Origin of the sequence: Mesorhizobium intechi (assembly GCF_002879535.1) — a bacterium.
Taxonomy (GTDB): domain Bacteria; phylum Pseudomonadota; class Alphaproteobacteria; order Rhizobiales; family Rhizobiaceae; genus Mesorhizobium; species Mesorhizobium intechi.
In genome coordinates, this window is record NZ_PNOT02000032.1 from 22,699 (window position 1) to 39,445 (window position 16,747).

Here is a 16,747-nt window from a genome sequence, read left to right on the forward strand (position 1 = left end):
TTCTCTCGCCTGAACAGGAACGGGCACAGGCTTCTCAATATCCGCAACCGGCACATGCCGATAGGGTGCACGGCGCACGACATGGCTATGTCGCTGGCGGCCGGGCTTGCGGGTCAGTCACATCGCACAATAGGGAGCTGAGGGCCGATGCCGGTCCGTGAAAGGCCCGTCCAATGATCGTTCGCCCGCGCCCAAACTTCCTGCAGCTGTTCTTCATCATGCGCGGCTCCGTGGTGCCGCGCATCCTGCCGCAGATCTTCGGGTTCGCCGTCTATTCGGCGGTCATCCTGGCCCTGGCGCGATGGTTCGAGCTCGATCTCGGCGTCTTCAACATCACCCCCTTCGGGCTGGTGGGCGTGACGCTGTCCATCTATCTGTCATTCCGCAACAACGCCGCCTATGACCGCTGGTGGGAAGCGCGCAAGCTGTGGGGCACGCTGGTCTTCGAGATCCGCAACCTGGCGCGCGCCACGACCAGCCTCATTCCCGATCCGGTCGAACAGCGAGCCTTGCTGATGGAGGCGCTGGCCTTCTGTCATTTCCTGCGCGGCCAGTTGCGCAAGACCGACAGCATCAAGGACGCCGGCGCCTTCATCGAAGCCGAGGCGGAGACGGTCGTGGCCTTTGCCAATCCGGCCGACGAGATGGTCCGGCGCATGGGGCGGCGCGCCAATGCGCAGCGCCGGTCGGGCGACGTCGATCCGATCGGCTTCCGCATCCTCGATGAGAGGCTGGCGTCGATGTCGGCCATCCAGGCCGGCTGCGAGCGGATCGCCGGCACGCCCTTGCCCTTCGCCTATACGCTGCTGGTGCACCGCACGGCCTATATCGTCTGCCTGCTTCTGCCCATCGGGCTGATCTCGACCACCGGCTGGGCGACGCCGCTGTTCACGGCGCTGATCGCCTACACCTTCTTCGGCCTCGACGCGCTTTCGGAAGAGCTCGAAGATCCGTTCGGCACCGAAGCCAACGACCTCGCTCTCGACGGGCTGTGCCGCGTTTGCGAGATCTCGGCGTTCGAGGCGCTGGGGGAGGTGCCGCCAAAAATGCTGCCCGCGGAGAAGTTCTATTTTTCCTAGGTGCCAGATGCCGGGTTCCGCCTTTCGAGATTGGCCGAAACGGCGTGATGCGAATGAACACAGCCGCTCGCGGGAAGCGGCCCTGGCGAGCGGCGCCAAGAACTTCATCCTCCGTGGGATCAAATTAGCCGTCTGCGAGTTAAGCACTTGGCGGAGCGATTGGTGATCCCCCTGTGAGAGGAACAAAAATGAAGAAAATCATGACCATTCTGGTACTGACGATGGCGTTGGGCGCGTGCTCGCAGACGGAAAAAGGTGCTGCCGTAGGCGGCCTTGGCGGCGCCGCGATCGGTGCTGCCGTGGCCGGAGATCCGGTCCAGGGCGCTGTCGTCGGAGGCGCGGTCGGCGCGGTCGCGGGTGCCCTGATCGGCCATGCCAGCGAAAGTGGCCAGTGCCGCTATCGCGACCGTCATGGCCGTGTCTATGTCGACCGCTGCCCGAGCGGCTATTGAGCGGCGACCAGCACTAGAGACAGCAAAACGGCGGGCGCAGGCCCGCCGTTTTCGTTCGAAAACGCCTACAACAAGTTCCGGATCAATTCCCAGGCGCCGCGGCCGAGACGCGCATCGGCTTGATCGTTGCCGCCATGGGCGTGCAATGCGGACCTTGGGGTGGTTTCACCCGGCAAGAGGACGCGGTGGCCGGCGCGGGGGTTCGAGACGAGGCGGGTGGCCTTTCCGGCAACTTCTCGACGCCGAACAATCGACCGCGCAAAATCGAGCGAGGGCCACAGCGCGTCGTCGCCGCCCGACCAGCACAAGCTTCGCCGGGATAGCCTCGACGGGAATGGCGGCCCTGTCCGCCTCCTGCTCGAAGCTTGCCAGGCAGTGCTCGAACAGCCCCCTGTAGGACACAAGGCCAGCGACGTGGCCTGCGTGCCAGTTCGGCTCGGTCGGAACGAACGGGAGCGGCACCCCCTTCAGCGTCCATGACGATCGCTCGGGCCAGCTGGTGCCGTCGCGGCCCGGCCCGATATTGCCCCAGACCACCGATGTCGGGCTGATCGCGACCACCACGTCGATGCGCGGGTCGTGCGCGGCCGCGAGCAAGGCCGCTTCGGCGCCCTTGGACGTGCCGACATAGACGATGCGCCGGCAGCCCAGTCCGACAAGACGGTCGGTCGCGGCGAAAAACGTCTCCAGCGGGATTTCGCATATGCCGGGGACCTGGTCTTCGCCGCCGAACCACCGGAGCGCCAGGGCGGATGCGCCCTCGCTGGCGAACAGCCGCGCGCGGGCGACGTCGACACGGCCGCTCGATCCGCTCAGCACCACGACGCCCGTCGTGGCGCCAGCGCATCGCAGCAGCGTTCCGGCAACGTCGCCGGACAGGATTTCTTCGATGACTGGCCGTTCGCCCATCCGTTCCATCCGATACCGCCATGGCACCGGCGCACAATAGCAAAACGGCGGGCACCGGCCCGCCGTTTGTCGATGCGATGAAGCGATCCTTATTCGGCGGTGGCGGCTTCCGCCCCGGCCGGCGCGGCGGCAGCGGCCGCAACGGCGGCGGCAGCGTCTTCCTGCGCCTTCTTCAGCAAAGCGGCGCGTTACTGCGCTTTCTTGCCCGGCTCGGCTTTCTTCGGGTTGGAGCGGGCGTCGCGCTTGGCAAGGCCGGCCTCGTCGAGGAAGCGCAGCACGCGGTCGGTCGGTTGGGCGCCGTGCGACAGCCAGTGCTTGACGCGATCGGCGTCGACCTTGACGCGCTCGCCGTCCTTCGGCAGCAGCGGGTTCCACGAGCCGAGCGACTCGATGAACCGGCCGTCACGCGGCGAACGGGCGTCGGCGACGACGACGTGGTAGTAAGGACGCTTCTTCGAGCCCGCACGGGCCAGTCTGATCTTCAGTGCCATTTCTTATCTCCTAAAAGCTCTGATTTCGTTTGATTGCGTTGAGGCTGGTTGGGTCAGCCGGTTTTCGTCACGCCGTTGGCAGCGGCGATCTGTTCGTGGTGGCGGATCACTTCGCGGACGACGAAGTTGAGGAACTTCTCCGCGAAATCGGGGTCGAGATGCGCGTCGTTGGCCAGCTGGCGCAGACGGGCGATCTGCTGCTGCTCGCGCGCCGGGTCGGCCGGCGGCAGGCCATGCTCGGCCTTCAGCACGCCGACTGCCTTGGTGCAGCGAAAGCGCTCGGCCAGCATGTGGATGAGGGCCGCGTCGATGTTGTCGATCGAAGCGCGGTAGCCGGCCAGTATGGTGCGGGCGTCGGCCATGTCCTTTTCTTCGTTCATCCGTATTCTCACTTCTTCTTGCCAAGGCCCGGCAGTCCGCCACCGCCGAGGCCGGGAAGCCCCGGGAGTTTCATGCCGCCGGGCAGGCCAGGCAGGCCGCCGCCGGGGGCGGGCAGGCCCTTCATGCCGCCGAGACCGGCGGCCTGCGCCTGCTTCTGCAAGGCTTCGAGCTGCTTGGGGTCCATCTTGGAGAGATCGGGCATGCCGCCCATACCGCCGCCTGGCATCATGCCGCCGAGGCCCATCTTGGAGGCAAGGCCGCCCATCATGCCGCGCATCAGGCCGCCGCCTTTGCCCTTGCCGCCCATCGCCTTCATCATGTCGGCCATGCCGCGATGCATCTTCAACAGTTTGTTGATCTCTGCGGCATCGGTGCCGGAGCCGGCGGCGATGCGCTTCTTGCGGGAATGCTTGAGCATATCGGGATTGGCGCGCTCGGCCTTGGTCATCGAGGAGATGATGGCGAGCTGGCGGCCGAACATTTTGTCGTCGAGGCCGGCGGCGGCCATCTGGTCCTTCATTTTGCCCATGCCGGGCATCATGCCCATGATGCCGCCCATGCCGCCCATTTTCGACATCTGCTGAAGCTGCTGGGCGAGATCGTTCAGGTCGAACTTGCCCGACTGCATCTTCTTGGCCATCGCCGCCGCCTGCTCGGCGTCGATGTTCTCGGCTGCCTTTTCGACCAGCGAGACGATGTCGCCCATGCCCAGGATGCGGTCGGCGATGCGCTTGGGGTGGAATTCCTCCAGCCCGTCCATCTTTTCGCCGGTGCCGATCAGCTTGATCGGCTTGCCTGTGACGGCGCGCATCGAAAGTGCGGCGCCGCCGCGGCCATCGCCGTCCATGCGGGTCAGCACCAAGCCGGTGATACCGACGCGCTCGTCGAAGCTTTTCGCCAGGTTGACGGCGTCCTGGCCGGTCAGCGAATCGGCGACCAGCAGGATCTCGTGCGGGCTCGACACCTTCTTGATGTCGGCCATCTCGACCATCAGCGGCTCGTCGATATGGGTGCGGCCGGCGGTGTCGAGGATGACGACGTCATGGCCGCCGAGCTTGGCCGCCTGCACGGCGCGCTTGGCGATGTCGACGGGGTTCTGGCCAGCAATGATCGGCAGCGTCGCGACCTTGGTCTGCTCGCCGAGCTGGCGCAACTGCTCCTGCGCGGCGGGCCGCCGCGTGTCGAGCGAGGCCATCAGAACCTTCTTGCTCTGGCGTTCGGTCAGCCGCTTGGCAATCTTGGCCGAAGTGGTCGTCTTGCCGGAGCCCTGCAGGCCGACCATCATGACAACGACGGGGGCCGGCGCATTGAGGTCGATGGCGACGCCTTCGGCGCCCAGCATGTCGACCAGCTCGTCATGGACGATCTTGACGACCATCTGGCCGGGCTTGATCGACTTCAGCACCGCGGCGCCGACGGCCTTCTCGCGCACCTTGTCGGTGAAGGAGCGCACCACTTCGAGCGCCACGTCGGCCTCGAGCAGCGCACGGCGCACCTCGCGCAGCGCCGCCGAGACATCAGCCTCCGAAAGCGCGCCGCGGCCGGTCAGGCCGTTCAGGATGGAGCCAAGACGCTCCTGCAGCGATTCAAACATCTTGCGTCCTTCGATCTCGGTTCATTCGACCCGAGAGGTAATGCGTTCGCGCCAACTGTCCAAGCAAAAGCAAAGCCCAAAACCAAAAAGCACCCGGGGGCGCATTGCGCTGCCGGGTGTTGGCCTCCAGGATCTCTTTACAGCACCACCTCGAAGAGGCTTCGGCGTCCTGGTCGGCTTGCTCGGAGGGATACTCGTCGCGGAATTCGAGGCGTGTAGACAGGAAATCCGCGGCGGAGTCAAGACAAGGGCCGGGTCGCGCCATTGCTCGCGTCGCAATCAGGCGGCGCTTTTGGCGGAACCTTGGCTACCCCCTGCCCGTCGGCACCCTCTCCCCGTATGGTGACGGGGAGAGGGATGCCTTCGCGAAGGATAGCGCTTCCCAAATACAGGCAACCTGTTGCCGCGACCGCGACCGCTGGTTTTTCGTCAACGCACGACGTACATGATGCGCCGCGTCTGCGGGTCGATCAGCGCCGGCTGACCGTTCACATAGACATAGCGGTAGTTGTAGTCGGGAATTTCGCGCAGCTCGACCGTGTCGGGCAGGGTCGCGCCGGTCACCACCTCGCCGTCGAGATAGACGGGGTCGAGGCGATGCGTATCGACATAGGTGCGGACTTCGGCCGGGGGCGGGGGAAAGGTGTCCTCGGCCGGCTGGCCGGCGACAATCGCCCCGGTATAGTCGGTCGAATAATTGCCGATGTCTTCCGGCGGCGAGACGATGGCCACGCTAGAGCCGTGCGGACGTTGCGTGAGGGTCACCCGGCTGCCGCTGAAATCGGCCGTCACGTAGTCGGAATAGACCCAGCCCTGGCCGCCGGCTTCGGCGATGGTGCACCATTTGCTGTTTTCGATGCAGCCATTGAGGGTCGCCGACTGGCCGGCGGCGAGCACGCCGATAACAGGATATTGCGGACCGGGCCCGGCGCGCACGTTGAGATCGGTGACGGCCGAGACGGCGGTGTCGGCAAAGGCGGCGCCCGACATCACGGTCATCATCCCGGCGATTGCGGGCAACAAGACGGACTTCATGGTTTCACTCCGTTTTCATGATCCCTCGGCGGTGAAAACGGGGCAGCGGCGCATGCGTTCCGGCTAAAACGCCGGCGCCAACTCACGATTTGTTCCCGCGTCTTTCGGCAGTCCGGTCAAAAGCTCGTGAACGAAGGCCAGTTTTCGCGCCGTCACGTCCGAAATGACGAAGGGATAGAGGTCGGGCAGACCCATGCAGCGGTTGATCGAATTGGAGGCTTCCGACAGCACCAGCCAGCGGGCAAGGATCGTTTCGAAGGGCTCGGGCGCGTTGGCGGGTTCGCAAGGGGCCGCCTGCAGTTCGCCGCCTGTGTCGCCGCGCGGCAGGTCATTGGCTTCCACCGTCTCCAGCCGGCCGAGCGGGAAGTTCAGCGCGTGGACCATCTCCAGCGTGTCGGTGATGTGCAGATGGTGGGCCCAGGTCTCGGCCCAGTCCTCCCAGGGATGCGAGGTGGCGTAGGCCGAGATATGGTTTTGCTGCCAGTCGGGCGCGGCACCATTGGCGTAGTAGGTCTTCAGCGCCTGTTCGTAATCGGCGCGATCGTCGCCGAACAAAGCGCGGAAAGCGTCCAGCCTTTGCGGATCGTCGCGGATCAGGCGGTCCCAGTAATAGTGGCCGAGCTCGTGGCGGAAATGGCCGAGCAGCGTCCGGTAGTTCTCACCCATCTCGACGCGACGCTTCTCGCGCTCGGCTGAATCGGCCTCGGCGACGTTGAGCGTGATCAGGCCATTGTCATGGCCGGTCAGGATACGTTCGCCGCCCGGCCCGCCGCCGATCGGATCGGCCAGGAAGTCGAAGGCGAGGCCCACCTCGTCCGCCGGCGCCTGTTTGGGCGCCACCGGCAGGCCGAAGGCGAGCAGCGAATAGATGGCGCGCTTCTTGGCCGCCTCGACCCGGATCCAGCGCCGGCGGTTGCCGTCGACGGAGAGATCGGGGATCAGCTGGTTCAGCCCGCAGGCGCGGCAAAACCCCTGCCCCGGTTCGGCCATCCAGTTGCAGGCGCATTCATCGGCGTTGGTGCACTGGAAGATGCCGTCGGCGCCCGACAGGGCGAAGCGGGCATGCTCGGGATCGTAGAGCACGAGGCTGGAGCAATTCAGGCATTGCGCATTCTCGAAGTACAGACGATGGCCGCAATGCGGGCAGTCGAAGAGTTTCATGTCGGCCTCAAAACCTCAGAGCCCAGCGGGCGGCAGGTGCCCAACGCCCAGCGCCCGCCGCCGTTCCGCCTGTGCCGACGCTATTTGCCGCATGCTGCCCATGGAGCGCGCGGTCCTGGCCGTCGCAAGCCGCGCCGCGCCGCCGCCGGTTGTCAGGCCGCCCATGCCGAAAGGCGCACCGAAATGCCGGGCGCGGGCACAGCCACGGCCGCCGACGCGACATCGACGTCGTCCATGGCAATTTCGACCCCGCCACAATAATCACTTGATCGTAGGTGAATTCCCCGGCATTCGCCAGCATCGTGCGGCGGACGGTGACAAATGCACGTTTCGCTGGCAAATTCGCAGATGGGACGTGAATCAGGCAACCAGGAGAACGACATGGCATTTCTTGCCAAGGGTAGGATTTTAGCGGCCGCGGTGGTGGCTGTGCTTGGGCTGGCGACGGGCGCACAGGCGGCGGCCAGCTGTGGCAGCACCGGTGCCGGCTTCGATGCCTGGAAACCGGGCTTCGCCGCCCAGGCCAAGTCCGAAGGCGTCGGCGCCAAGGGCCTGGCCGCTTTGGCCGGCGCCACTTACGCGACAAAGACAATTTCGGTCGACCGCGGCATTCACAAGGCGTTCAGCGGCTCGGTGGACGCCTTCATGAAGCGCCGTGGCGGAGCGGCGATCATTTCCAAGGGCCGTTCGCTGAAAAAGGCGAACGCGGCGCTGTTCAGCCAGATTGAAAGCAACTACGGCGTGTCGCCCGGCGTGTTGCTGGCCATCTGGGGCATGGAGACCGGCTTCGGTTCGTCCATGGGCAACCAGAATACCGTCTCGGCCATTTTGACGCTTGCCTATGATTGCCGCCGTCCGGAATTCTTTCACCCGCATGCCATTGCGGCGCTGAAGCTGGTCGATCGCGGCGCCTTGACCGCTTCGTCGGTCGGCGCCGCGCATGGCGAGATCGGCCATACGCAGTTCCTCCCCGGGAACGTCCTGAAATATGGCGTGGGCAGCGGCAACCTGCGCGACAAGGCCACCGCACTGGCTTCCACCGCCAATTTCCTCAAGGCCCATGGCTGGCGGCGGGGCGCGAGCGCGGCGGACAATGTCGGCGCTATTGCCGGCTGGAACGACGCAAACGTCTACCAGCAGGCCATCGTGCGCATCGCCACGGCCATCGACGCCGATTGATTGAAGTCCAACTCTTTGTTTTGACACAACCGCGGACGGATAACCGCTTCACACTTTTCCTGGAGTTGCTCCGTTCGACAAAAGCCCGGCCATGCGCCGGGCTTTTTTGTTGGTGAACGAGATATCCGGCTGCCGAACCCGGTTCCTATTTCACATCAATCACGTAGGAGCAGTCGGCCAGCGTCTTGCCGGCATGGGAAGCAACGGTCGAGACGTCGAGCGTGATGCGCGTGGAACCGCCTACAGGTAACGTCATTTTGCTTATATTAGTGCCAACAAACAAAAACCCGGCGTCTCCGCCGGGTTTCTTGAACGTGGATTGGCAGAGCGGCAGGCCGCTACCTGGACATCAGCCCTTGCGGTTGCGCGCGGCAAGCGTGCGCAGCCTCAGCGCATTGAGGCGGATGAAGCCGGCGGCGTCCTTCTGGTCGTAGGCGCCGCGGTCATCCTCGAAGGTGACCAGCGCGTCGGAATAGAGTGTCTTCTTCGACTTGCGGCCGGTGACCATGACATTGCCCTTGTAGAGCTTCAGCCGCACCGTGCCTTCGACGTCTTCCTGGCTCTTGTCGATCATCGCCTGCAGCATCAGGCGCTCGGGCGAGAACCAGAAGCCATTGTAGATGAGTTCGGCGTAGCGCGGCATGAGCTCGTCCTTGAGGTGCGCGGCGCCGCGGTCGAGCGTGATCGATTCGATGGCGCGGTGGGCGACGATCAGGATGGCGCCGCCCGGCGTCTCGTAGACGCCGCGCGACTTCATGCCGACGAAGCGGTTCTCGACCAGGTCGAGCCGGCCGATGCCGTTGTCGCGGCCAAGATCGTTGAGGGCGGCCAGCATGGTCGCCGGCGACAGCTTCTTGCCGTTGAGCGCGATCGGGTCGCCGTTCAGGAATTCGATCTCGATCTCGGTGACCTTGTCCGGCGCGTCCATCGGCGAGACGGTGCGCTGGTGGACGAATTCCGGCGGTTCGCTCCACGGATCTTCCAGCACCTTGCCCTCGGACGAGGAGTGCAGCAGGTTTGCGTCGACCGAGAACGGCGCCTCGCCCCGTTTGTCCTTGGCCACCGGGATCTGGTGCTGCTCGGCGAAGTTGATCAGGTCGGTGCGCGACTTGAACGACCAGTCGCGCCACGGCGCGATGACCTTGATATCCGGGTTCAGCGCATAGGCCGACAGCTCGAAACGCACCTGGTCGTTGCCCTTGCCGGTGGCGCCATGCGCGATCGCATCGGCGCCGGTTTCCCTGGCGATCTCGACGAGGTGCTTGGAGATCAGCGGCCGCGCGATCGAGGTGCCGAGCAGATAGGTGCCTTCATAGACGGTATTGGCGCGGAACATCGGGAAGACGAAATCGGCGACGAATTCCTCGCGCACATCGACGATGCGGATGTCCTTGATGCCCATCATCTCGGCCTTCTTGCGTGCCGGCTCCAGCTCACCGCCCTGGCCGAGATCGGCGGTGAAGGTGACGACTTCGGCGCCGAGTTCGGTCTGCAGCCATTTCAGGATGATGGATGTGTCGAGGCCGCCGGAATAAGCGAGCACGACTTTCTTGACGTCTCTGGGTTTGGACATTTCTGCTCCGTCGGTGGCGGACGCCCCGGGACATGGGCGTCACGCATTGTCGGAGCGCCTTTTAGCAGGAACGGCAAAGCGAGCAAGCAGGCGCGGCGCCAGACCGCTGATCCAGCGCGCGGCGAGGGCAGAGAACCGCATCAGGCTCTTCGCCAGCGCGGTCCCCAGTTCGCGACCATTTCGCCGGGAAAACAACCTGCCACAATCATGGGCTGCATTTGTGGCCGGGACTTAAGCAAGTTTTCACGTCCTGCCGCTAAACCAGCGACACAGAATTGCCCTGGCCACGCAACTGTGGCGAAGCGGCTCTTGCCTGCTCGCTGCGGGTGTCTCGGGCTTGGACCATTCCTGATGCGCGTCATATCATGCATCGTCACGGAGCATAATCTGTGGCTCGTCCTGCTGGCGGCGCTGATGTGCGTCATCGGCTGCTGGGTGACGATCGGCCTGTTGGACCGTGCCAGGAAAACCGTCGGCGTGCAGATGCGGGGATGGCTTTTCCTGACGGCGGTCGCGGCCGGTTCCTCGATCTGGTGCACGCATTTCATCGCCATGCTGGCCTATCAGCCCGGGGCGCCGATCACCTTCGATCCGGCGCTCACCATGATATCCCTGGTCATCGCAATGATCGGTACCGGGGCGGGCTTCGGCCTTGCCCTGGACAAAGGCCGCGGCCTGGCGCCGGAATGGGGCGGATGCCTTGTCGGGCTGGCGATCTCGGCCATGCACTATACCGGCATGATGGCCTATCACGTGGCCGGCATCGTCGAATGGGACGCCGGCTACGTCGTCGCTTCGGTGCTGATCGCGATGGCATTCTCCGCCGTGGCGGTCGGCCATGCGATGCGCCGGCCGTACCGCTGGTCGCACTATCTCGGCATCGGCCTTCTGGTGCTGGCAATCGTCGGCCTGCATTTCACGGCGATGGCGGCGGTGGCGGTGACGCCGCTCTCCTTCATCACCACGGGCACCAATCCCGATATCCTGGAAACCATGGCCGTCGCGGTCGCCGTGGTCGGCCTGATCGTCGCCGCCACCGGTTTCGCCAGCTATCTGATCGACGAACGCGGCCGGCTCGAAAGCTTCGAGCGGCTGCAGCATCTTGCCCTCAACGACGCGCTCACCGGCCTTGCCAACAGGGTCTCCTTCAACGACCGGCTCGATCATGAGATCGAGCGGGCGCGCGAGGAGCAGGATATGATGACGGCGGTCATCGTCATCGACCTCGACCGATTCAAGGAAATCAACGACCTCAGGGGCCACGCCGCCGGCGACCAGGCGCTCAAGATCATTGCGCGCAGGCTGGCGAAGCTCACCGGCGACGGCGAGTTCGTCGCCCGGCTGGGCGGCGACGAATTCGCCGCCATCAAGCGCTTCAAGGACCAGAACGACCTGCTTGGCCTGGTGTCTCGCCTGGAGAAATCATTGTTCGAGCCGTTGCGGATCGACGATTTCGAGACCATCACCGGCGCCAGCATCGGCGTCGCCGTCCATCCGCGCGACGGGGCCGACCGGGAAAGGCTGGTCAGCAATGCGGATCTGGCCATGTACCGGGCCAAGAACGACGTGACGCGGGCCGTCTGCTTCTACGAGTCGGCCATGGACGAGACCGCGCGGGCGCGCCGGGCACTCGCCACCGACCTTCGCCTGGCGATCGAGCGCGGCGAGCTGTCGCTGCACTATCAGGTGCAGACCTCGGTGCAGACCGGCGCCACCTGCGGCTACGAGGCGTTGCTGCGCTGGACCCATCCCGTGCACGGCATGGTCCCGCCCGTCGAATTCATCCCGATCGCCGAGGAGAATGGTTCCATCCTGGCGATCGGCGAGTGGGTGCTGCGCACAGCCTGCCGGCAGGCGGCCTCCTGGGACAATGGCCACAAGATCGCGGTCAACCTGTCGCCGGTGCAGCTCGCCCATGCCGATCTCGCCAAGCTCGTCCATCAGATCCTGGTCGAGACCGGCCTGTCGCCGAAGCGTCTCGAGCTCGAGCTGACCGAATCGACGATCGTCGCCGACAAGGTGCGCACGCTGCACGTGCTGCGCCAGATCAAGGCGCTGGGCGTGACGATCGCGATCGACGATTTCGGCACCGGCTATTCCTCGCTCGACACGCTGCGCTCGTTTCCGTTCGACAAGATCAAGCTCGACCGCTCCTTCATGGCCGATGTCGAGCGCAGCCCGCAGGCCAAGGCGATCATCCGCGCCGTGCTGACGCTGGGGCGCAGCCTCGACATTCCAGTGCTGGCCGAAGGCGTCGAGACCCATGTCCAGCTCACCATCCTGCAAGTCGAGGGCTGCAACGAGGCGCAAGGCTATTTCCTCGGCCGCCCCAAGCCGATCGACCAGATCGTGCTCATCGGGGGGCCTGAAGCCCAGGACGGCCCGCCTGCCTTCGAGGTGCCTGTCAGGATGCGAGCAGCCACCGCCTGACGCTCGGCGCTACGAACGGGAACTGTCATTGCGGAAGCGATTGCCATGCTGGATCAACGCTTTATCTGGCGCCGGCGCGGCGCATCCTGTATAGGCGCTTCCGATCTCTTCCGAGGCCTGCCATGTCCTTCATTCCCGACACCACCACGCTGATCCAGTTCGCCATCGCCACCGTGATCCTGGCGATCACGCCCGGGCCTGACATGACCCTGTTCGTCTCACGCACGCTGAGCCAGGGGCGCGCCACCGGCTTTGCCTCGATGGCGGGCGCGCTGTGCGGCACGCTGATCCACACCACGCTGGTGGTGGTCGGCGTCTCGGCGCTGATCGTCGCCTCGCCGATGGCCTTTTTCGCGCTGAAGATCTTTGGCGCCGGCTATCTCGTCTTCCTGGCCTGGCAGGCCATCGCCAAGGGCTCGGCCTTTTCGCCGGAGAAGAAGACGGGGCCGCAAATCTCGCTGTTGCGCAGCTGGGCGGCAGGGCTCGGCGTCAATTTGCTCAACCCGAAGATCATCCTGTTCTTCATGACCTTCCTGCCGCAGTTCGTCTCAGCGCATGATCCGAACGCGCCGGGCAAGCTGTTCTTCCTTGGCTTGATGTTCATCGTGCTGTCGATCCCGGTGACGGCGCCGATGGTGCTGGCGGCGGAGAAATTCTCCGCGGCGATGAAGTCCAGCCCGCGCGTCACGCGGGTCGTCGACTATCTCTTCGCCGGCGTGTTCTCGGCCTTTGCGCTCAAGATCCTGACGGCCCAGGCGAAGTAGAAGCGTTCTCCTCTTTCCACCAGCTTCCGGCCCAGCGCCCGGCGGCGAGCCAGTAGAAGATACCGCCGACCATGCCGCCGCCGATCACCGCCATGATGGCGCTGGTGTCGGTGACCGCGAAGGTGGACTCTTGGGCGTGGTCGACCAGGCCGAGGAAGACGGCGGCCACCACCGCCCCCGCCAGCGCGTAGTACAGCCAGTCGCGCCGGCCGAGGATTTCGGCAAGCAGGATGACGATCACCGCCGGCAGGAAAGCGAAATAGGCGACGAACAGAGCGACGAAGGGGATCGAGAAATACAGCGACGCCGTCGCCGTCGGGTGCGTGTGGTCGGGCGCATAACCCAGCGAGGCCAGGAACAGGACGTTGAGGAAGGCGCTCGCCGCCAGCGAGGCGACGGCATAGCCGAACAGGATCATGGCAAAGCGCACGAGATAGGAAGCGAAGCGGGCCATCAGGGATTTCGCCGCACGGGACGGCCGGAGTCGCGCCCGGCCAACAGCCAGTAGACCGAACCGGCGGCGGTGCCGGCGGTGGCGAGGAAGCCGAGAAAGCCTGGATTGAACACAAAGCCTCCGGCCGAGCCCGGGACAAGGACGCCAAAGGCGATGGAGGTGATCGCGCCCGTGACCGCGAAATAGAACCATCCCCGCAGGCACAGCCATTCGGCGACCAGGATCGCGGGACCGACGATCAGCAGCGCGCAGACCGCCACGGTCAGCACGGCGAGCGGGAAGGACCCCAGCCAGTCGAAGGTGAAAACCAGCGACCAGTTGCCATATTCGATCCCTTCCAGAAGCGTGATCATCAGCACCGGCACCAGGATCGAGGTCAGCACACCGGCGATGTAACCGACGGCTATCATGGCGATACGTTTGAGCCCGGCGACGAGACGGCTCACGCCTCCCCGTGCCCCGCGATCATCATGGCTTCCAGCGCCAGCCGGTCCACTTTTCGCATGCGCTCGGATTCCGACTTCAGCTGGCCGCAGGCGGCGAGGATGTCGCGGCCGCGCGGCGTGCGGATCGGCGAGGCATAGCCGGCGTTGTTGATGTAGTCGGCGAATTTCTCGATCGTCTCCCAGTCAGAGCACTGGTAGTTGGTGCCCGGCCACGGGTTGAACGGGATCAGGTTGATCTTCGCCGGAATGCCCTTGAGCAGCTTGATCAGGCCCTTGGCATCCTCGATGGAATCGTTGACGTCCTTCAGCATCACATATTCGAAAGTGATGCGCCTGGCGTTCGAGAGGCCGGGATAGGCGCGGCAGGCGGCGATCAGTTCCTTCAGCGGATACTTCTTGTTGATCGGCACCAGGAGGTCGCGCAGATCGTCATTGGTGGCATGCAGCGAGATCGCCAGCATGACGCCGATCTCCTCGCCGGTGCGGAAAATCTCGGGCACGACGCCGGAGGTCGACAGTGTGATGCGCCGCTTCGACAGGGAAAGCCCGTCGCCGTCGGAAGCGATGAGCAGCGCCTTCTTCACAGCCTCGAAATTGTAGAGCGGCTCGCCCATGCCCATCATGACGATGTTGGACACTTTGCGGCCCTCGGCCGGCACGATGGCGCCGTCCGGCGTGTCGCGGTCGGGGAAATCGCCGAGCCGGTCGCGGGCGGTGAGCAGTTGGGCGAGAATCTCTTCGGCCGTCAAATTGCGCACCAGCTTCTGCGTGCCGGTGTGGCAGAACGAACAGGTCAGCGTGCAGCCGACCTGCGAGGAGATGCAAAGCGTGCCACGGCCCTCCTCGGGAATATAGACGGTCTCGATCTCGACCGGCCGGCCGGCGCCGCGCGGCGGAAAGCGGAACAGCCATTTGCGGGTGCCGTCGGAAGAAATCTGCTCCTCGACGATCTCGGGACGCGCGACGGTGAAATGCTTGTCGAGCTCGGCGCGCAGGTCCTTGGAGATGTTGAACATGCCGGCGAAGTCGGAGACGCCGCGCACGTACATCCAGTGCCACAGCTGCTGGGCGCGCATCTTTGCCTGGCGCTCCGGCACGGTACCGGACGCGACGAGCGCCTCCGCGAGCTCGGCGCGGGTCAGGCCGATCAGCGACGGCTTCTCCGGCGCGGCGCGGGCGCGCAACGCGTCACGGGCACCTTCAGTGGTGAGGTCGAAGGAAAGGGTCATGGTTGCACAGATATAAGCGGTTTGCGGCCGATTTCATCCATCGTGCCGGGAACTGAAGCGCGGCGCATAGCACAGGTTGAGGGCAGAGTCATGCCGGGGTAGGGAATAGGGCGGCAGGTTGGTCTGACTCCCTTGCTGCCCTATTGCCCTATTCCCCCTTCACGAGGACAGACATGGCCCCTCAATCGCGAAAATATCCCATGCTGCGGCGCTCGCGGGCGATGTGGGGCTCACGGCGTGTGTGGCAGCCGCGCCTGGTGTTCTGGGCCGGCGCGGTCTCGATCGGCGTCATCAGCGTGCTGTTCGCGGTGCTGGCCGACAAGGCGCAGGCGCTGTTCCATCTGATGATCGGCGATGGCGGCGGCTGGCGCTCCTATCTGCCGCTTGCGATCACGCCGCTCGGCTTCGTCCTATGCGCCTGGCTCGCCCACGCCTTCTTCCCAGGCTCGCAAGGCAGCGGCATTCCGCAGGCGATCGCCGCCCGCCACTTGCGTGACGACGACGATCGCAACCACCTTCTGTCGCTGCGGCTGGCGGCGGGCAAGATCGCGCTCACCATCGTCGGCCTGTTCTGCGGCGCTTCCATCGGGCGCGAGGGCCCGACCGTGCAGGTCGGCGCCTCGCTGATGCTGCAGGCGGCGCGCTGGGGCGGCATGACGCAGGCGCGGGGCCTGATCCTGGCCGGCTCGGCCGCCGGCATTGCCGCCGCCTTCAACACGCCGCTGGCCGGCATCGTCTTCGCCATCGAGGAGATGGGCCGCACCTATGAGGCGCGCACCAACGGGCTGGTGCTGACGGCAGTGATCCTGGCCGGCCTCGCCTCGCTCGGCCTGCTCGGCAATTACACCTATTTCGGCGTCTCGAAGGAGACGATCGCGTTTGCCGGCGACTGGCCGCTGGTGCTTGGCTGCGGCATCATCGGCGGCGGCTTCGGCGCGCTGTTCTCGCTGCTGGCGCTGAAGATCACGCGGCGGATCCGGCGCTGGCACACGCAGCAGCCCTTGCGGCGCGCCTTGCTGGTGGCGGCCGTCTGCGGGCTCGGCGTGGCGGCGATCGGCATCGCCTCGGGCGGGCTGACCTTCGGCACCGGCTACGCGCAGGCGCGCGGCGCCGTAGAAGGCGCGCCGCTGCCCTGGTTCTTCTTCGTGGAAAAATTCCTGGCCGGGCTGCTGTCGATGGTCTCGGGCATTCCCGGCGGCATCTTCGCGCCGTCGCTGGCGGTCGGCGCCGGCATCGGCAGTTCGCTCGGGCTGCTGTTCGGTGCCAGCGCGGGGGCTGCCGCGCTGCTTGGCATGGCCGGCTATTTCGCCGGCGTCGTGCAAGCGCCGATGACGGCCTTCGTCATCATACTGGAGATGACCGGCAATCACGACAATGTCATCGCGCTGATGCTGGCCTCGATGCTGGGCTACGGCACGGCGCGCATCGTCTCGCACGAGCCGCTCTATCACGCGCTGTCGCGCGTCTTCATCGCCGAGGCGATCCGGCGGCGGCGGGCGGAAACGGTTTCGGAGCCAGGTCGGGGCTGAAAAGCAAAGGGCCGGGCATTGCGGCCCGGCCCTTTGCTTCA

General features: G+C 65.3%; 14 protein-coding genes and 2 pseudogenes. 6 read left to right on the forward strand and 10 right to left on the reverse strand.

What is annotated here, in order from left to right:
- Positions 1 to 173: 173 nt before the first annotated feature.
- A complete protein-coding gene (locus tag C1D09_RS02265; RefSeq protein ID WP_143972792.1) occupies positions 174 to 1,079 on the forward strand; it encodes a bestrophin family protein in 906 nt (301 codons plus the stop codon).
- 188 nt (positions 1,080 to 1,267) lie between these two features.
- A complete protein-coding gene (locus C1D09_RS02270; protein ID WP_143972793.1) occupies positions 1,268 to 1,531 on the forward strand; it encodes a YMGG-like glycine zipper-containing protein in 264 nt (87 codons plus the stop codon).
- A gap of 65 nt (positions 1,532 to 1,596) precedes the next feature.
- On the opposite strand, the pseudogene C1D09_RS02275 reads toward C1D09_RS02270, so the two are convergent.
- The 6 genes and pseudogenes from C1D09_RS02275 to C1D09_RS02300 all read right to left on the reverse strand — a co-directional run bounded on the left by C1D09_RS02275 (position 1,597) and on the right by C1D09_RS02300 (position 7,102).
- A pseudogene (locus C1D09_RS02275) lies at positions 1,597 to 2,440 on the reverse strand (acyl-CoA thioester hydrolase/BAAT C-terminal domain-containing protein).
- A gap of 89 nt (positions 2,441 to 2,529) precedes the next feature.
- Positions 2,530 to 2,931 (reverse strand): annotated as a pseudogene (gene rpsP / locus C1D09_RS02280) (30S ribosomal protein S16).
- Between the two features lie 53 nt (positions 2,932 to 2,984).
- The gene (locus C1D09_RS02285) at positions 2,985 to 3,311 is read right to left on the reverse strand and encodes a chorismate mutase (RefSeq protein WP_095774841.1); all 327 of its coding nucleotides are present in this window, start codon (positions 3,309 to 3,311) and stop codon (positions 2,985 to 2,987) included.
- Positions 3,312 to 3,319: 8 nt separating this feature from the next.
- Entirely contained in the window at positions 3,320 to 4,906 is a 1,587-nt protein-coding gene (ffh, locus tag C1D09_RS02290; RefSeq protein WP_143972794.1) for a signal recognition particle protein, read from the reverse strand.
- Between the two features lie 429 nt (positions 4,907 to 5,335).
- Positions 5,336 to 5,941 (reverse strand): DUF1236 domain-containing protein, encoded by a 606-nt coding sequence (locus C1D09_RS02295; RefSeq protein WP_143972795.1) that lies wholly within the window; start codon positions 5,939 to 5,941, stop codon positions 5,336 to 5,338.
- A 63-nt stretch (positions 5,942 to 6,004) separates the two neighbouring features.
- Positions 6,005 to 7,102 carry a zinc-binding metallopeptidase family protein gene (locus tag C1D09_RS02300; RefSeq protein ID WP_143972796.1) on the reverse strand — a complete coding sequence of 366 codons (1,098 nt, stop codon included), beginning with the start codon at positions 7,100 to 7,102 and terminating at the stop codon, positions 6,005 to 6,007.
- A 381-nt stretch (positions 7,103 to 7,483) separates the two neighbouring features.
- Here C1D09_RS02300 and C1D09_RS02305 point away from each other — a divergent pair, with 381 nt between their 5' ends.
- A complete protein-coding gene (locus C1D09_RS02305; protein WP_143972797.1) occupies positions 7,484 to 8,281 on the forward strand; it encodes a lytic murein transglycosylase in 798 nt (265 codons plus the stop codon).
- Positions 8,282 to 8,630: 349 nt separating this feature from the next.
- On the opposite strand, the gene C1D09_RS02310 is transcribed toward C1D09_RS02305, so the two are convergent.
- On the reverse strand, positions 8,631 to 9,854 hold the full coding sequence (locus C1D09_RS02310; RefSeq protein ID WP_143972798.1) for an argininosuccinate synthase: 1,224 nt from the start codon (positions 9,852 to 9,854) through the stop codon (positions 8,631 to 8,633).
- A gap of 351 nt (positions 9,855 to 10,205) precedes the next feature.
- Here C1D09_RS02310 and C1D09_RS02315 point away from each other — a divergent pair, with 351 nt between their 5' ends.
- Together C1D09_RS02315 and C1D09_RS02320 are read left to right on the forward strand one after the other, a co-directional pair.
- Entirely contained in the window at positions 10,206 to 12,284 is a 2,079-nt protein-coding gene (locus tag C1D09_RS02315; protein WP_246135634.1) for a putative bifunctional diguanylate cyclase/phosphodiesterase, read from the forward strand.
- Between the two features lie 122 nt (positions 12,285 to 12,406).
- Complete coding sequence (locus C1D09_RS02320; protein WP_143972800.1) at positions 12,407 to 13,048, forward strand: LysE family translocator; 642 nt, start codon at positions 12,407 to 12,409, stop codon at positions 13,046 to 13,048.
- Here C1D09_RS02320 and C1D09_RS02325 read toward each other — a convergent pair.
- The 3 genes from C1D09_RS02325 to rlmN are packed head-to-tail and all read right to left on the reverse strand — an operon-like array spanning position 13,020 to position 15,177.
- Complete coding sequence (locus tag C1D09_RS02325) at positions 13,020 to 13,502, reverse strand: hypothetical protein (RefSeq protein WP_143972801.1); 483 nt, start codon at positions 13,500 to 13,502, stop codon at positions 13,020 to 13,022. The two genes, C1D09_RS02320 and C1D09_RS02325, sit on opposite strands and share 29 nt — an antisense overlap.
- Positions 13,502 to 13,948 carry a hypothetical protein gene (locus C1D09_RS02330; RefSeq protein ID WP_143972802.1) on the reverse strand — a complete coding sequence of 149 codons (447 nt, stop codon included), beginning with the start codon at positions 13,946 to 13,948 and terminating at the stop codon, positions 13,502 to 13,504. Before C1D09_RS02330 ends, C1D09_RS02325 begins: the two co-directional genes overlap by 1 nt.
- Entirely contained in the window at positions 13,945 to 15,177 is a 1,233-nt protein-coding gene (gene rlmN, locus C1D09_RS02335; RefSeq protein ID WP_143972803.1) for a dual-specificity RNA methyltransferase RlmN, read from the reverse strand. The genes C1D09_RS02330 and rlmN overlap by 4 nt, the downstream gene beginning before the upstream one ends.
- A gap of 173 nt (positions 15,178 to 15,350) precedes the next feature.
- Here rlmN and C1D09_RS02340 point away from each other — a divergent pair, with 173 nt between their 5' ends.
- On the forward strand, positions 15,351 to 16,706 hold the full coding sequence (locus C1D09_RS02340; protein WP_143972804.1) for a chloride channel protein: 1,356 nt from the start codon (positions 15,351 to 15,353) through the stop codon (positions 16,704 to 16,706).
- Positions 16,707 to 16,747: the final 41 nt, after the last annotated feature.

Bases quoted from the DNA above. Each gene is read 5' to 3' on its own strand.
- C1D09_RS02285 (WP_095774841.1), bottom strand. From the start codon at position 3,311: ATGAACGAAGAAAAGGACATGGCCGACGCCCGCACCATACTGGCCGGC.
- C1D09_RS02325 (WP_143972801.1), bottom strand. From the start codon at position 13,502: ATGGCCCGCTTCGCTTCCTATCTCGTGCGCTTTGCCATGATCCTGTTC.
- C1D09_RS02340 (WP_143972804.1), top strand. From the start codon at position 15,351: ATGGCCCCTCAATCGCGAAAATATCCCATGCTGCGGCGCTCGCGGGCG.
- C1D09_RS02315 (WP_246135634.1), top strand. From the start codon at position 10,206: ATGCGCGTCATATCATGCATCGTCACGGAGCATAATCTGTGGCTCGTC.
- C1D09_RS02310 (WP_143972798.1), bottom strand. From the start codon at position 9,854: ATGTCCAAACCCAGAGACGTCAAGAAAGTCGTGCTCGCTTATTCCGGC.
- ffh (WP_143972794.1), bottom strand. From the start codon at position 4,906: ATGTTTGAATCGCTGCAGGAGCGTCTTGGCTCCATCCTGAACGGCCTG.
- C1D09_RS02270 (WP_143972793.1), top strand. From the start codon at position 1,268: ATGAAGAAAATCATGACCATTCTGGTACTGACGATGGCGTTGGGCGCG.
- rlmN (WP_143972803.1), bottom strand. From the start codon at position 15,177: ATGACCCTTTCCTTCGACCTCACCACTGAAGGTGCCCGTGACGCGTTG.
- C1D09_RS02305 (WP_143972797.1), top strand. From the start codon at position 7,484: ATGGCATTTCTTGCCAAGGGTAGGATTTTAGCGGCCGCGGTGGTGGCT.
- C1D09_RS02300 (WP_143972796.1), bottom strand. From the start codon at position 7,102: ATGAAACTCTTCGACTGCCCGCATTGCGGCCATCGTCTGTACTTCGAG.
- C1D09_RS02295 (WP_143972795.1), bottom strand. From the start codon at position 5,941: ATGAAGTCCGTCTTGTTGCCCGCAATCGCCGGGATGATGACCGTGATG.
- C1D09_RS02265 (WP_143972792.1), top strand. From the start codon at position 174: ATGATCGTTCGCCCGCGCCCAAACTTCCTGCAGCTGTTCTTCATCATG.
- C1D09_RS02320 (WP_143972800.1), top strand. From the start codon at position 12,407: ATGTCCTTCATTCCCGACACCACCACGCTGATCCAGTTCGCCATCGCC.